The organism is Serratia sp. HNCC26DJ244, assembly GCF_057180565.1.
The window spans coordinates 193,816-206,682 of the sequence record NZ_JBXUGO010000002.1; the positions used below are offsets into that span (position 1 = coordinate 193,816).

The window sequence follows — 12,867 nt, forward strand, 5'->3', positions numbered from 1 at the left end:
AGTACGACGATTATTTATTACGACTGGTGGCGTTGGCTCTCTCTCCTGCCAACGATGCCAGTCGTTCTAATTTCTTCTTCAATTTCTCAGGGCTTCGTGCCGCCACCCCCAGCAGATGTTCAGCACTCTCTTGGCTCAAGTAACGTAATGGTGCCATTGATGGTGCATTTTCACTCGTTTTTGCCACATTTTGGATCTGATGATGGCCTTTTGCCATTAACGTTGGATTAATCCTGATGTCGATCGACGACAATGATGGTAGAATTTGCGCTCGTAGTGCGGAGAGCAGGCTGGGTTGTTCATAGCGTAAGCGCATGAGCCAACTGGCATTGGCAGTTTCCAGCACTAAAATACCTTGTCTGAAGTTGGCGACGCGGCACCAAGGGTGCAGTTGGCTAGGTAACAAGCCTTTCACTGCCCGGTTGAGTTTTAACAGTGCAATGGCGCGTTGCTGGATGTTATGCAGCGGCCCTTTTTCAGCAGCAGCGTCGTCATCAAACAGGGCATCTAATAATTGTGGACGGCTATCGCGCATAATGGGCTCCGGCGGATAATAAACTCGTGATCGGTATCTTAAATCGTTGGCGACAATTTGGCAGACGTTATTTCTGGCCTCATCTCCTGTTGGGGATGGTAGCGGCCACACTTGGCGTACCGCAAAATCTGCTCGGCAATAACGATCAAACCGTATTACCCAGTACCTCGTCTAGCCTTAACCGTCAAAATTCGGCCAACAATGCGTTTAATAATCTGGCATTGTTGCAAGAAGTACATCGCCGCCCAACATTCAACGTTGATTACTGGCACCAGCATGCACTGCGGACGGTCATTCGTCACCTCTCTTTTGCACTGGTACCACAGGTGGTTTATGCCCGGGTGCAAGAAGCCGAGGTCAATGCCGTTGAACCCCCTTTACAGGTGGCTCAACTGGCGCTGCTCTCGACGCTTAATGCGTTATTGACGCATGAACCCAGACCACCGGCGATTATTCGTGAGACACACCCCACCACCTTTGCTGATTTGGAACAATACCAGATTGGGCTTTGGCTTGCTCAGGTACGGGGTATTCGTGCCGGGCCAAGCATACTCTGCTGACTTTTTGCCATTCTGGCAATAAAAACCAATAAATAACAGTTTGTTAGTGGCAGATAACGTGCCGCCATGTAAGAGATATTAAAAATTATGTTAACCAAATTATTGACCAAAGTTTTTGGCAGCAGTAACGATCGTACCCTACGCCGTATGCGCAAAGCGGTTGAAATGATCAACCGTCTCGAACCAGACATGGAAAAGTTGTCTGATAGCGAATTACAGGCTAAAACCGATGAGTTTCGTGAACGCCTGAAAAAGGGCGAAGTGCTGGAAAGCCTGATTCCGGAAGCCTTCGCCGTGGTGCGCGAAGCCAGTAAACGTGTATTTGGTATGCGCCATTTTGATGTGCAATTAATGGGCGGGATGGTGCTGAATGAGCGTTGCATCGCCGAGATGCGTACTGGTGAAGGTAAAACATTGACGGCAACACTGCCTGCCTATCTGAATGCCTTGAGTGGCCGTGGCGTGCATGTGGTCACGGTCAACGACTATTTGGCCCAGCGTGATGCCGAGAATAACCGTCCACTGTTCGAATTTTTGGGTTTATCGGTGGGTATCAACCTGCCAGGAATGCCAGCTCCCGCCAAGCGTGCGGCTTATGCTGCAGATATTACTTATGGTACCAATAACGAATATGGTTTTGACTACCTGCGTGACAACATGGCGTTCAGCCCGGAAGAGCGCGTACAGCGTAAACTGCATTACGCATTGGTGGATGAAGTTGACTCGATTCTGATCGATGAAGCGCGTACACCGTTGATCATCTCTGGCCCGGCAGAAGATAGCTCAGAGATGTATATCCGGGTTAACAAGCTGATCCCGAAATTGATCCGTCAGGAAAAAGAAGACTCGGATACTTTTCATGGGGAAGGGCACTTTTCGGTTGATGAAAAAGCGCGTCAGGTTCACCTGACCGAACGCGGCCTGATCATGATTGAAGAGATGTTGGTGGAAGCAGGCATTATGGCTGAAGGTGAGTCACTGTATTCACCAACCAATATCATGCTGATGCACCATGTTACCGCAGCATTACGGGCTCATGTGCTATTTACGCGCGATGTTGACTACATCGTCAAGGATGGCGAAGTCATCATTGTTGATGAGCACACTGGGCGTACCATGCAGGGCCGCCGCTGGTCTGATGGTTTACACCAGGCGGTAGAAGCCAAAGAAGGGGTGGAAATTCAGAATGAAAACCAGACCTTGGCGTCTATCACTTTCCAGAATTATTTCCGTTTGTACGAAAAACTGGCTGGTATGACCGGTACCGCAGATACTGAAGCGTTTGAGTTCAGGTCTATTTACAAGCTGGATACCATCGTTGTGCCCACCAACCGGCCAATGATCCGTAAAGATATGCCGGATCTGGTCTATATGACAGAACGAGAGAAAATCGCTGCAATCATTGATGATATCCGTGAACGTACCAGCAATGGACAACCGGTGTTAGTAGGGACGATTTCCATTGAAAAATCGGAAGTGGTTTCCCGCGAACTGACCAAAGCAGGCATCGAACATCAGGTTCTGAACGCTAAATTCCACGCCATGGAGGCGGATATTGTGGCTCAGGCAGGTCAAACTAGCGCAGTAACTATTGCGACTAACATGGCTGGTCGTGGTACCGATATTGTCTTGGGGGGAAGTTGGCAGGCTGAATTGGCCGCGTTGACAGACCCAACGGAAGAACAGATCGCCGCCATCAAAGATGCCTGGCAGATCCGTCACGATGCTGTTTTGGCAGCCGGTGGTTTGCATATTATCGGTACAGAACGCCATGAATCGCGCCGTATCGACAACCAGTTACGTGGTCGTTCTGGTCGTCAAGGTGATGCCGGTTCTTCCCGTTTCTACCTATCCATGGAAGATGCACTGATGCGTATTTTTGCATCAGACCGTGTCTCAGGCATGATGCGTAAACTGGGTATGAAAGAAGGGGAAGCGATAGAACACCCGTGGGTGACCAAAGCGATTGCCAATGCGCAACGTAAGGTTGAAAGTCGCAACTTTGATATTCGTAAACAGTTGCTGGAATATGATGATGTCGCCAATGACCAGCGCCGTGCGATCTACAGTCAGCGTAATGAATTGCTGGATGTGGTTGATATTAGCGAAACGATTATCAGCATTCGTGAAGATGTGTTTAAAACCACCATCGATAACTACATTCCACCACAATCACTGGAAGAAATGTGGGATGTACCGGGCTTGGAAGAGCGTCTGAAAAATGACTTCGATCTGGATATGCCCATTGCCGAGTGGTTGGACAAAGAACCGCAACTGCATGAAGAAACGCTGCGTGAACGTATTCTGGAGAATGCAAAAGAGACCTATTTGCGCAAAGAAGAGGTTGTCGGTACCGATATGATGCGCAACTTCGAGAAAGGCGTCATGCTGCAGACTTTGGATTCCTTGTGGAAAGAGCACCTGGCGGCAATGGACTACTTGCGTCAAGGTATTCACTTGCGTGGTTATGCGCAAAAAGATCCGAAGCAGGAGTACAAGCGTGAGTCTTTCAACATGTTTGGCAATATGCTTGAGTCACTAAAATATGAAGTGATTAGTGTGCTGAGCAAGGTCCAGGTAAGGATGCCGGAAGAGGTTGAGGCATTAGATCAGCAACGCCGTGAGGAAGCTGAACGTCTGGCACGTCAGCAACAACTGAGCCACCAGGAGGAGAACGCGTTGGATGTTCGGGATCCCAATGCACCGGTAGTGGCTGAGCGAAAAATCGGGCGCAATGATTCTTGCCCATGTGGTTCTGGCAAGAAGTACAAACAATGCCACGGGCGTATACAGTAATAAGCTAGACCTGAAGGGTTCAGCTTGTGCGGAACCCTTCAGGTTATCGCTAACATTCATCTGAGGTTCAGCCTAGGCTGAACTTTTTTGTATATCATGCCTGGAAATAAAGTCAGGAGGGGATGATGAAGCATCTGAATATTGCCGTAGGAATTATCCGTAATCCGCATCAGGAAATTTTTATTACTCGCCGTGCTGCTGATTCACATATGGCTGGTTTTTGGGAGTTTCCAGGCGGTAAGGTCGAGGCAGGTGAAACTGTTGAGCAGGCGTTATATCGAGAATTACTCGAAGAAACGGGGATTTATGTTCATCAGATACAATTTGTCGATGTGCTGGAACATCGTTTTAGCGATCGTATTGTCACACTGAATTTCTATCTGGTGGAAGAGTGGAGAGGCGAGCCTTCTGGTCGTGAGGGTCAGTTAGGGCGGTGGGTAAAACAGAGTGAATTGTGTGAGAATGAGTTCCCAGAAGCCAACGCCAGTATTATCAAGTTACTGCTGGCACAGGCCAGCAGGGCACTATGATTTACCAGGTTTGATTTGCCGGGCCTGATTTTCCGACCCGCTTATCACCTGATGACATGGTTAGCAGGTCAATGATCTCCTGCTTCTTCACTCCAGTCTTCTGACTCCGAGAGTTCATTACTGCTTGGAATGCGTTTTTCTTCATCAGCCCATTCACCAAGGTCGATCAACTGACAGCGTTTGCTGCAAAACGGACGATATGGGCTGATCTCTCCCCAAACGATGGCTTTACCACAAGTTGGGCATTTAACTATGGTTGTCATAACGCTTATTTCTCCCCTTTATATCCGTAAGGGCTTAATTTTAATGTGTTAACAGCAAGCAAGTTCAAAGTTCAACCGTTCTGGCACGAGACCATTTTCATTGTCCAGTGGTAGAAAACGGATAGCATAACGTGTTTTATGACCAGAGATTTGCGGGTAAAGTTGATGATCCAGGTTGATCCGTAAACGTAGCAGATCAGCACCTTCGGCATTGTCTTGAAAGAACCCATTCAGGCTGGTTTGGTTGCGAAATGATCCGGTTTGGCGTACTAAACCCAAGATGATGGTAAGCGCTTGGTTTAGTGGTTCTAGGGTATCTAGCCAAGCTTTAACGTCGGCATTACGTTCATGCTGTGGAATATGCATCCAGATATGTAATGTGGGTAAGTCGAAACTGCAGCAACCCCCAGGAATACTCAAGCGTTGACGTACCAGGCTAATCAAGCGATCTTCACGTAAGGCCTGCCCCATACGAGGTGCTGTCATTAGTGAAGTTGCACGGGATTTCAATTGGTCGCGCAACTCATCGATTACTGATATATCAACACCGGGCATTTCTGCCCACTGCTGTAATTTCTGCTGTTGGCGCTCTAACTCCTTCAACAACTCGGTGCGAACTTCGCCACGGTCTAACACGTCTAGCAAGTCTGCGGTGGTGCGAAAAAAGGCCAGCGCAATCGATGTGTCACTCAGGGTTCTATGTGCCCCGAGTTGTTGCAGTAAAAACTCGATTCGCAGCCAAGTTCTCATTTTTTCATTCAACGGGTGTTCAAAAAGAACGGTTGGAGAAACGTCGCTCATTCAATTTAATCCTGTCGGGGAGCTGAGGTTGCCAGCTCAAGATAGCGGCGATGCAGGGAGGCAACAGAAGGCTCTATCCCTAGCGTACTGCCACTATTGTCAATGACGTCATCCGCAATGGCCAGACGCTGTTCACGTGTGGCTTGTGCAGACAAAATGTTCATTGCCTGTTGGCGGCTAATACCGTCACGGGCCATAGTGCGTGCTAATTGTGTTTCGTGGTCCACATCGACAACTAAAACACGGTTAGCATATTTTTGGAGCCTATTTTCTGCCAACAACGGTACGACCCACAGCACATAGGGGCTGTCAGCTTGCGCTAATTGGCGCTGTGTTTCCTGTTGGATCAATGGGTGCAGCAACTGTTCCAGCCAGGCTTTCTCATCTGGATGGCTGAAGATCCATTGACGCAGGGCTGAACGGTTAAGTGAACCATCTGCTTGCATTATTTCATGGCCAAAATGTGTCTCAATGGCTATTAATGCAGGGCTCCCCGGTTCGACAACCTTACGGGCAATCACATCTGCATCAACAATGGTTACACCTAAATGTGCAAAAGCAGCTGTAACGGTTGACTTGCCACTGCCAATGCCACCGGTCAACGCAACAACGTAAGCCATAAAAAGGAAGGCTCCTAATTAATAATAAACGAATCATAAATCGATCGTAAACAAGTGCCAGTAGGGAAGAATAACTTAACCGACTCATTTTACGCTGGTCAGTTCATCAAAGCGCATACTCTTGCCTACTGGCTAAGTACAGCACGGAGGTGGCACCACGATCCATTGAGGAACTAGGTCTACATTATCGCAGGTAAATTTGTGGGATTGTAGCGTAAATAAACAAGAAATCGCAGTCTTGCCGAACGATTATTAGTGCGTATGATAACGTCACTGGAACTGGCATTAATCTGCCCAGCGTTTTCAGACCGTTGTGTGGTGTGTTACTGGGGGCGTTTGTGTTAGGCCCCGTTAGTCACCACAGGCTCTTTACTGGGGCCGAGGTTTGAAATCTATAGGGTAGAGGCTCGAATACTCTCTCTGCTCCGCGATCTGTCGCCAAAAACCAGGAATTATTTGTCATGCGTATTGAAGAAGATTTGAAGTTGGGTTTTAAAGATGTATTGATCCGCCCGAAACGCTCTACATTGAAAAGTCGCTCAGAGGTTGAATTGGCTCGCCAATTTACCTTCAAACATTCAGGTTGGAGTTGGTCCGGAGTGCCGATTATTGCGGCCAACATGGATACCGTGGGTACTTTCCGTATGGCTGAGGCTTTGGCTTCTTTTAATGTGCTGACTGCCATTCATAAACACTACAGCGTTGAACAGTGGGCTGAGTTTGTGGCGCGAGTGCCTGAGTCCACGTTACATCATGTGATGGTTTCCACCGGGACTTCCGAGGCGGATTTCATCAAAATGAAACAAATACTGGCACTTTCACCTGCATTGAAATTTATCTGTATTGATGTTGCCAATGGATACTCCGAACACTTTGTTGCCTTCTTGCAAAAAGCGCGTGAAGCTTGCCCGAGCCATGTGATTTGCGCGGGTAATGTAGTGACCGGTGAAATGGTAGAAGAGTTGGTACTGTCTGGTGCTGATATTGTTAAAGTAGGTATTGGCCCTGGCTCGGTCTGTACAACACGTGTGAAAACCGGTGTTGGCTACCCGCAGCTTTCTGCGGTTATCGAGTGTGCTGATGCTGCACACGGGCTGGGCGGGCAGATTGTGAGTGATGGTGGTTGTTCAGCACCGGGCGATGTGGCTAAAGCTTTCGGCGGTGGTGCAGATTTTGTGATGCTCGGCGGTATGTTGGCGGGGCATGATGAATGTGAAGGCAGTGTCGTTGAAGAAAATGGCGAAAAATTCATGCTGTTTTATGGTATGAGTTCAGAGTCTGCAATGAAGCGCCACGTCGGTGGTGTTGCTGGATATCGTGCAGCGGAAGGTAAAACGGTTAAATTACCACTGCGTGGTGAAGTTGAATTTACTGTACGCGATATTCTTGGCGGTTTACGCTCTGCTTGCACTTATGTTGGGGCAGAACGCTTGAAAGAATTAACTAAGCGTACAACGTTTATCCGGGTTGCAGAGCAGGAAAACCGCGTTTTCACTAGTAAGTGATCGTATAGCATCATATTTATACCCAAAATAATTCGAGTTGCATGTAGGTGGCAGCGATAGAAAATAAGTCAGAAATTGATTTTAACGCTGTTTGCAGCGACCCCGATAGGGGCGAGCCTCATGGACGAGGCGAGTAACCGCAGCTAACACCGAAGCGGCTTGAAGTATGAGGAGTATACTTAAAATACTTCAAGTTGCAGCTAACCCGCTGCAATTTGAAGTATTAAATATAAATATCCCTGCCAAAATTAATGGACATCGGCGATAGTGGAATCGTCTAATATAAGCTTAATACATCCCTTCTCAATGGGCCATATGTCGAAAAAGGTCCTTCCCCCTAGTTTTCTTATGACACTATTCTTATGAGCATAAGTGGTTTTTGGTGAAATATTTAATCGTAGACTGATGAATGAAATACTCTTGCCATCAATGATATAGGAAAACACTGATTTCTCGCGCTCAGACAAAATATTCTTTTTAAACAATTTTTTACTTGCAGTTGCTTTTTTTATGGCAGAGTCTATCTCTTCAATTGTGGCTTTTCTATCCAATATAGTGTGTTGCATAAAGGCATGATTGAAATTATTTTTATCTTTTGTTGGGATGATGATTATCTGCCCTGGAAATTCCCCTACCGATATTAGATATGAGATTTTCATACAGAAGTTTGACATGTTTAAAATAAAAATATCACTACTTTTATATTTGTTTTTTTTGATTTTATCAACAAGATTTCTTGAAGTCTCCCTTTTTATAGAATGGCCGATAGCCATCATGGCACTCGATAATCCCATGAAAAAATAATTATTTTGTGTTGTTACATATATTGGCATAATGTTTTTCTGCTAAATTATTTTATTCCAATATACAATATGTATATTGATTGATTTTAAAGCGGGTTATAAATGGTGCGTGGAATAAGTTTTTACACAAGGTATAATATCTTTGATACTGCAGTATGTTCAGTGGGTAGTTAGCTATCTGCCACAATGGTTTCACTATAAAGTTGAGTGATACTTTCTTCTTTCAATCGATATCCTCTACTACGTATAGTCAGTATAAAATCTTCTGCTAAACCAATTTGGATTAGTTTATCTCTTAACTCCTTCGTCACCTGGTTTAGTCGTTTGTAAGATGAAACAAGCCCTCTCTTATCCCAGACTTCACTTAAAATATTTTCATAGGGAATAACCGTTTGTTTAGCGTTCTCGAGTAGGTAAATAAACAACGCCATCGAGGTTTCACTTAAAAATACAGCTTCTGACATATAATAGTTCTGCTTTTGAAGTGCATATATGCGTGAAACGGTTCTTTGTTCAATGTCGACACGAATTTCACTCCCAATAAGGTAACCATAAATATTTTTATGCATAGCGACGCTCCAGTAATTCCTCATGGATTAGATGATTATTGAATCGAATTTATTGAATAATCAAATAGATGATGGTGGTAATAAAGGTAAGATTAATCTTAATTCGGGGCTATTATCGCAACATGAAGCGGGTAAAAAAACCCACAAAGACAATTGACCCCTGTGATTCTTTATCTGGTAAAGGTGATGTAAATTCTCTTATGTAAAATAATTACCTTTTTTTTACAAAAAAAATGGAGTTTATCTCTGCCTTTTGAGTGATTGGGAGGTGGGTTATATTCACCAATTTAATTAAATTTTAAGGTTATCGTCCTGTTAATTTTTGGTATCAAAAATGTTTACACCAAAAAGGAGCTATTGAACAGGAAATACACCTCGTCAGTATGGAATGAGTGAGATAAGAGTCATTAGGGTTAAACAGATGAAAATTGTAAAGGCCATTAAATACCCAGGAGAAGGGGAATCTCAAGGAGTAAAAATCTCTCAATAAAGGGGAGTGCAAATTTTTAAATCAACTTAAGAGTCTTTTAAGATCATCTCTATCACATAACCAATTGATTTCATGTTATTTTTTTATTTCTCATTGAGCGGGTGTTTTGTGCTTAATTAATGAACTAAATATATATTATATAAAATACCTTGTGTGATAATAATCACATCAATAGGTTAGCCATATAGACTAATAAAATATTGATATGCCATCCACAGTAATATCTAACTAGGTTATTAATTATCGGGGGGGCGGGGTTTTTATAGCGTAAATAGTGGTTTTATAGCGCAAATAGTATTGATGTTCTGTTGTTGTAAATACAACAGATATAGGTATTAGTCTTTGAGGGATCACGAGTAAAATTTGTGGTTAGGTTTGATTATGAGTATTTATATTCACAGTTATATTATTGACAATGAAGTTAGAGTTGATGTTGAACAAATGGTGGTGGCGCGTATATTTTCATCACGCAAAGCCAATTATTATTCTGCCGAGGCGGTCTTTCTCGGGGAAACAGCAATGAAGCTGTTTGCATTTCTACTTGAACGCTCCAAGCAGAGTATTGTGTTATATGATGATATTTTAGATGAGGTCTGGGATAAGCGCGGGCTTATTTCTTCTTACAAACGTTTGAGCCAGGTAATGATGGGGTTAAAGGCAAAGCTGCAGGATCTCGGCTTGGCGGATGACTTTATCCGCACTGTTCGTGGCAAAGGGTATCGCGTGAAGGATATGGATATTCTGCCTCTATATAGTATGCCGATGATCAATGAAAATGATATCGTTGGCAATGACTGTTAGCCGTAGTTGAATTTTAATTCGGCAGTGAGCAGCTTTACACTATCTAAAAAATCATTGAAATTGGCTGCAATAGATAAACTAACGAGTTTAACCTTACTTGTTAAGTATGGCTTCGCTATTATTGCAATAGCCAAAGGGAATGACATTACTGGAAATAAGATGGTTTCCATCATGTTCTGGGGTGATTCTAAAAGTTAAAATGTCGGGGTTTATAAAATGGGTATATATCATACTTCGCATAAATGGAGATAGATTTTTGGGAAGCACATCTTCGACATTTTTATTCATTGTGTCTGTGATCTTTAAAACATACTCGTTATTCTTTGGTGATGAGTAGGAGAAGGCTAGGCGTTGAGATATGGGGAATTTTGTATCATCTGTTGTATTTACAATCGCATTTATATTCATATTTCCTTTTGGCTTGATAAAAGAGATGCTAACGACAGCATTAATTTTTTCCTCTCCAAGGTCACTTTCATAGCTAGCATTTAATATAATGTGGCACTTCATGCTTTCGATTTTGCTTTGAGTGTGAAAATCATATAAAAATCCCAACCCTACACCGGAGCCTAGTAGAAGTAAAATAATTAACGGCATCAATTTCATTGGATTACCTCAAGTCAGCCATAAAGTAAGAAATACACGCATCACTTTCTTTATGATTTTTCTCACATGCAATAAGTGATGTGCGATTTAAGAATGGAAGTGTAGAGTAATATATCTTCTGTGGCTGGCTACAGTTTACATTGTTTTTTATAATGTCTTTTTTCACATCATTCAGCGTTGTGCGTGATGTGAAAGTAAATATTTCACACTTGTCGATATCTCCAATACCGTGATATTGCGATAAACTGGTATTTTTAGTCGAGTTAGAGTTAAGTAACCAGATGGTGATAAAAAATGTCACCAAGAAGGTCAATAGAGATAGGAAAGTAATAATCGCTAGTCGATATCTGCTATTTCCCCTGACAATATTTACTATTTTTGCCCATGCAGGCTTGCTTGCCGATGGATCTGATAGTGTAACTTCTTTTTCAGGGTAGTCATTAAAGGTTAAACTAATTTCATTTGATATACTGACCCCACGCCTTGGAATGGTGATGATAACTTCACGATCAAAACCAACTTCCTCGAAGGCTCGGCGCAGCATAGCGATGTGCTGGTAGAAGGTATTGGCCGTAATTTCAAGGCCATCATTTTCCCATACATTTTCAAAGAAATCATTTTGTGGTATTAAGTCGGGATGGCGTTCTATTAATAAAGCTAAACATTTATTGGTGCGAGAATAGAGTGTGACTTTTTTCTCTGGTTGACTAATGTTATACAGCAACGCGAGTTGACTGTTGTAAGCGATAACATTATCGAAAAAAACCAACATTACGATCCTCCTTTTTACTGAACAAACCAAACTGTGCTGTAAAAATAGGCAGATAAATTGTTTGGCTACATGTGTCTCAAAACTACGAAGTCCAAGATTGTTAGCACACATTTCGCAGGGCAGAAAATGTACAATAGTCTAAGAACTCGCTAAAAACCTCCCTAATACAGCTAAAAAATCTGTAGTCTAAGACCGAGAGAGTATATACCTGATTCGACTGCTGTACTAGCCAAGTAAATAAACCATGTTAATAACTGTATGTTATATAACTGTTTTTATAAAAAACATCTGAGAGGAGGGGCATAAATCAACCCTAGTAACTGCGCGATTATTTGATACATCGATATCCTGGCCTTTTACAGAGGGCAGCAAACGATGTTCGGAAAATGAGTGTTTTACTGTGTGGTTTTAGAGGGGGGTTTTTATCATCATATTGACTAAAATAAATTAATCATGATTGTCAAAACACCAGAGCCGTTAACGTCATTACTCTAATATTGCCTTGATTCCGGTCTGGCATAGTTTCGTTTCGTAGAATTGAGTTATTGATAGGTTATCGCCATAGTGGCGGTTGCGTTAAAATTTCCTGTAGCTAAAGCGGTTGTCCCATTTTTATAAGGCACACTGGTAAAGGTAAAGTTGCTGTTGGCATTATTAATGTTGGTCATCCCTTGGTTAATAGGAAAGCCATTGCCCGCTCCATTTAATGGTAATGGAAAGCTACTATTTACCGAGGCTCCCATATATAAGGCGATACCAAAGTTCTGGTTGCTACCCGCACTGGCTTGTAAAACGTTACTGGGGGCGCCAGTCAGTTGAGTCGCTATAACTTGAACATAGGGGGTACCCCGGTAGTAGCTACAACTGATTGGTACGGTGGTCGATTTTGCACCGTTAACCCCATTGACATTCGCGACAGCAATATCGCCAAAATTAACAGAAATCGCGTTACCTCCATTAATATTACAAGGAGGGATGTAGACAGTACCAGAGATATTAATCATGGCATCTACAGCGTAGCCAGGCACTGAAGTTAGCAGTGATGCCCCCATCACAAACAAACTGACAGGGAATTTAAACCAGAATTTTTTTTCCATGATATATCAATATCCAGCCAGGTTAGTTTTTAAGGAATTTAAATGGTTATACTTATTAGACAATAAGTTGCACATGTTCATTAGAGGATTCCCCCTAGTTGTCCACATGCAACTTCAAT

14 protein-coding genes are annotated in these 12,867 nt (G+C 43.3%); 5 read left to right on the top strand and 9 right to left on the bottom strand.

Going from position 1 to position 12,867, the window contains the following annotated elements; translation table 11 throughout:
* Positions 1-10 precede the first annotated feature (10 nt).
* The gene (locus AC2A06_RS02445) at positions 11-535 is read right to left on the bottom strand and encodes a DUF721 domain-containing protein (protein ID WP_023492284.1); all 525 of its coding nucleotides are present in this window, start codon (positions 533-535) and stop codon (positions 11-13) included.
* Positions 536-561: 26 nt separating this feature from the next.
* On the opposite strand from AC2A06_RS02445, the gene secM reads away from it, so the two are divergent.
* The 3 genes from secM (at position 562) to mutT (ending at position 4,421) form a co-directional block, all read left to right on the top strand.
* Positions 562-1,095: a secA translation cis-regulator SecM gene (gene secM, locus AC2A06_RS02450; RefSeq protein ID WP_023492285.1), complete on the top strand. Its 534-nt coding sequence runs from the start codon at positions 562-564 to the stop codon at positions 1,093-1,095.
* An 87-nt stretch (positions 1,096-1,182) separates the two neighbouring features.
* Positions 1,183-3,891, top strand: coding sequence for a preprotein translocase subunit SecA (secA, locus tag AC2A06_RS02455; protein ID WP_484379243.1), 2,709 nt, complete (start codon positions 1,183-1,185; stop codon positions 3,889-3,891).
* Between the two features lie 125 nt (positions 3,892-4,016).
* The gene (gene mutT, locus AC2A06_RS02460; RefSeq protein ID WP_023492287.1) at positions 4,017-4,421 is read left to right on the top strand and encodes an 8-oxo-dGTP diphosphatase MutT; all 405 of its coding nucleotides are present in this window, start codon (positions 4,017-4,019) and stop codon (positions 4,419-4,421) included.
* A 68-nt stretch (positions 4,422-4,489) separates the two neighbouring features.
* Here the strand turns inward: mutT and yacG are convergent, their stop codons facing one another.
* The 3 genes from yacG to coaE are packed head-to-tail and all read right to left on the bottom strand — an operon-like array spanning position 4,490 to position 6,105.
* Entirely contained in the window at positions 4,490-4,684 is a 195-nt protein-coding gene (yacG, locus tag AC2A06_RS02465) for a DNA gyrase inhibitor YacG (RefSeq protein ID WP_023492288.1), read from the bottom strand.
* Between the two features lie 48 nt (positions 4,685-4,732).
* A complete protein-coding gene (gene zapD / locus AC2A06_RS02470; RefSeq protein WP_037383851.1) occupies positions 4,733-5,485 on the bottom strand; it encodes a cell division protein ZapD in 753 nt (250 codons plus the stop codon).
* Between the two features lie 5 nt (positions 5,486-5,490).
* Positions 5,491-6,105 (bottom strand): dephospho-CoA kinase, encoded by a 615-nt coding sequence (gene coaE, locus AC2A06_RS02475; RefSeq protein WP_023492028.1) that lies wholly within the window; start codon positions 6,103-6,105, stop codon positions 5,491-5,493.
* A gap of 461 nt (positions 6,106-6,566) precedes the next feature.
* Here coaE and AC2A06_RS02480 point away from each other — a divergent pair, with 461 nt between their 5' ends.
* Positions 6,567-7,610, top strand: a complete 1,044-nt coding sequence (locus tag AC2A06_RS02480; RefSeq protein ID WP_484379244.1) for a GMP reductase — start codon at positions 6,567-6,569, stop codon at positions 7,608-7,610.
* A gap of 248 nt (positions 7,611-7,858) precedes the next feature.
* Here AC2A06_RS02480 and AC2A06_RS02485 read toward each other — a convergent pair whose 3' ends face one another.
* Positions 7,859-8,443: a helix-turn-helix transcriptional regulator gene (locus tag AC2A06_RS02485; protein ID WP_484379245.1), complete on the bottom strand. Its 585-nt coding sequence runs from the start codon at positions 8,441-8,443 to the stop codon at positions 7,859-7,861.
* A 140-nt stretch (positions 8,444-8,583) separates the two neighbouring features.
* Complete coding sequence (locus AC2A06_RS02490) at positions 8,584-8,982, bottom strand: winged helix-turn-helix domain-containing protein (RefSeq protein WP_484379246.1); 399 nt, start codon at positions 8,980-8,982, stop codon at positions 8,584-8,586.
* 871 nt (positions 8,983-9,853) lie between these two features.
* On the opposite strand from AC2A06_RS02490, the gene AC2A06_RS02495 reads away from it, so the two are divergent.
* Positions 9,854-10,273: a winged helix-turn-helix domain-containing protein gene (locus AC2A06_RS02495; protein ID WP_484379247.1), complete on the top strand. Its 420-nt coding sequence runs from the start codon at positions 9,854-9,856 to the stop codon at positions 10,271-10,273.
* Between the two features lie 93 nt (positions 10,274-10,366).
* Here the strand turns inward: AC2A06_RS02495 and AC2A06_RS02500 are convergent, their stop codons facing one another.
* The 3 genes from AC2A06_RS02500 to AC2A06_RS02510 all read right to left on the bottom strand — a co-directional run bounded on the left by AC2A06_RS02500 (position 10,367) and on the right by AC2A06_RS02510 (position 12,748).
* Positions 10,367-10,879 (bottom strand): hypothetical protein, encoded by a 513-nt coding sequence (locus AC2A06_RS02500; RefSeq protein WP_484379248.1) that lies wholly within the window; start codon positions 10,877-10,879, stop codon positions 10,367-10,369.
* A gap of 4 nt (positions 10,880-10,883) precedes the next feature.
* Positions 10,884-11,651 carry a winged helix-turn-helix domain-containing protein gene (locus AC2A06_RS02505; RefSeq protein ID WP_484379249.1) on the bottom strand — a complete coding sequence of 256 codons (768 nt, stop codon included), beginning with the start codon at positions 11,649-11,651 and terminating at the stop codon, positions 10,884-10,886.
* Positions 11,652-12,193: 542 nt separating this feature from the next.
* Positions 12,194-12,748, bottom strand: coding sequence for a fimbrial protein (locus tag AC2A06_RS02510; protein WP_473196014.1), 555 nt, complete (start codon positions 12,746-12,748; stop codon positions 12,194-12,196).
* Positions 12,749-12,867 lie beyond the last annotated feature (119 nt).

What these genes read in the sequence shown, in the direction of transcription:
- AC2A06_RS02445 (WP_023492284.1), bottom strand. Translation starts at nt 535, where the DNA reads ATGCGCGATAGCCGTCCACAATTATTAGATGCCCTGTTTGATGACGAC.
- secA (WP_484379243.1), top strand. Translation starts at nt 1,183, where the DNA reads ATGTTAACCAAATTATTGACCAAAGTTTTTGGCAGCAGTAACGATCGT.
- mutT (WP_023492287.1), top strand. Translation starts at nt 4,017, where the DNA reads ATGAAGCATCTGAATATTGCCGTAGGAATTATCCGTAATCCGCATCAG.
- yacG (WP_023492288.1), bottom strand. Translation starts at nt 4,684, where the DNA reads ATGACAACCATAGTTAAATGCCCAACTTGTGGTAAAGCCATCGTTTGG.
- zapD (WP_037383851.1), bottom strand. Translation starts at nt 5,485, where the DNA reads ATGAGCGACGTTTCTCCAACCGTTCTTTTTGAACACCCGTTGAATGAA.
- coaE (WP_023492028.1), bottom strand. Translation starts at nt 6,105, where the DNA reads ATGGCTTACGTTGTTGCGTTGACCGGTGGCATTGGCAGTGGCAAGTCA.
- AC2A06_RS02480 (WP_484379244.1), top strand. Translation starts at nt 6,567, where the DNA reads ATGCGTATTGAAGAAGATTTGAAGTTGGGTTTTAAAGATGTATTGATC.
- AC2A06_RS02485 (WP_484379245.1), bottom strand. Translation starts at nt 8,443, where the DNA reads ATGCCAATATATGTAACAACACAAAATAATTATTTTTTCATGGGATTA.
- AC2A06_RS02490 (WP_484379246.1), bottom strand. Translation starts at nt 8,982, where the DNA reads ATGCATAAAAATATTTATGGTTACCTTATTGGGAGTGAAATTCGTGTC.
- AC2A06_RS02495 (WP_484379247.1), top strand. Translation starts at nt 9,854, where the DNA reads ATGAGTATTTATATTCACAGTTATATTATTGACAATGAAGTTAGAGTT.
- AC2A06_RS02500 (WP_484379248.1), bottom strand. Translation starts at nt 10,879, where the DNA reads ATGAAATTGATGCCGTTAATTATTTTACTTCTACTAGGCTCCGGTGTA.
- AC2A06_RS02505 (WP_484379249.1), bottom strand. Translation starts at nt 11,651, where the DNA reads ATGTTGGTTTTTTTCGATAATGTTATCGCTTACAACAGTCAACTCGCG.
- AC2A06_RS02510 (WP_473196014.1), bottom strand. Translation starts at nt 12,748, where the DNA reads ATGGAAAAAAAATTCTGGTTTAAATTCCCTGTCAGTTTGTTTGTGATG.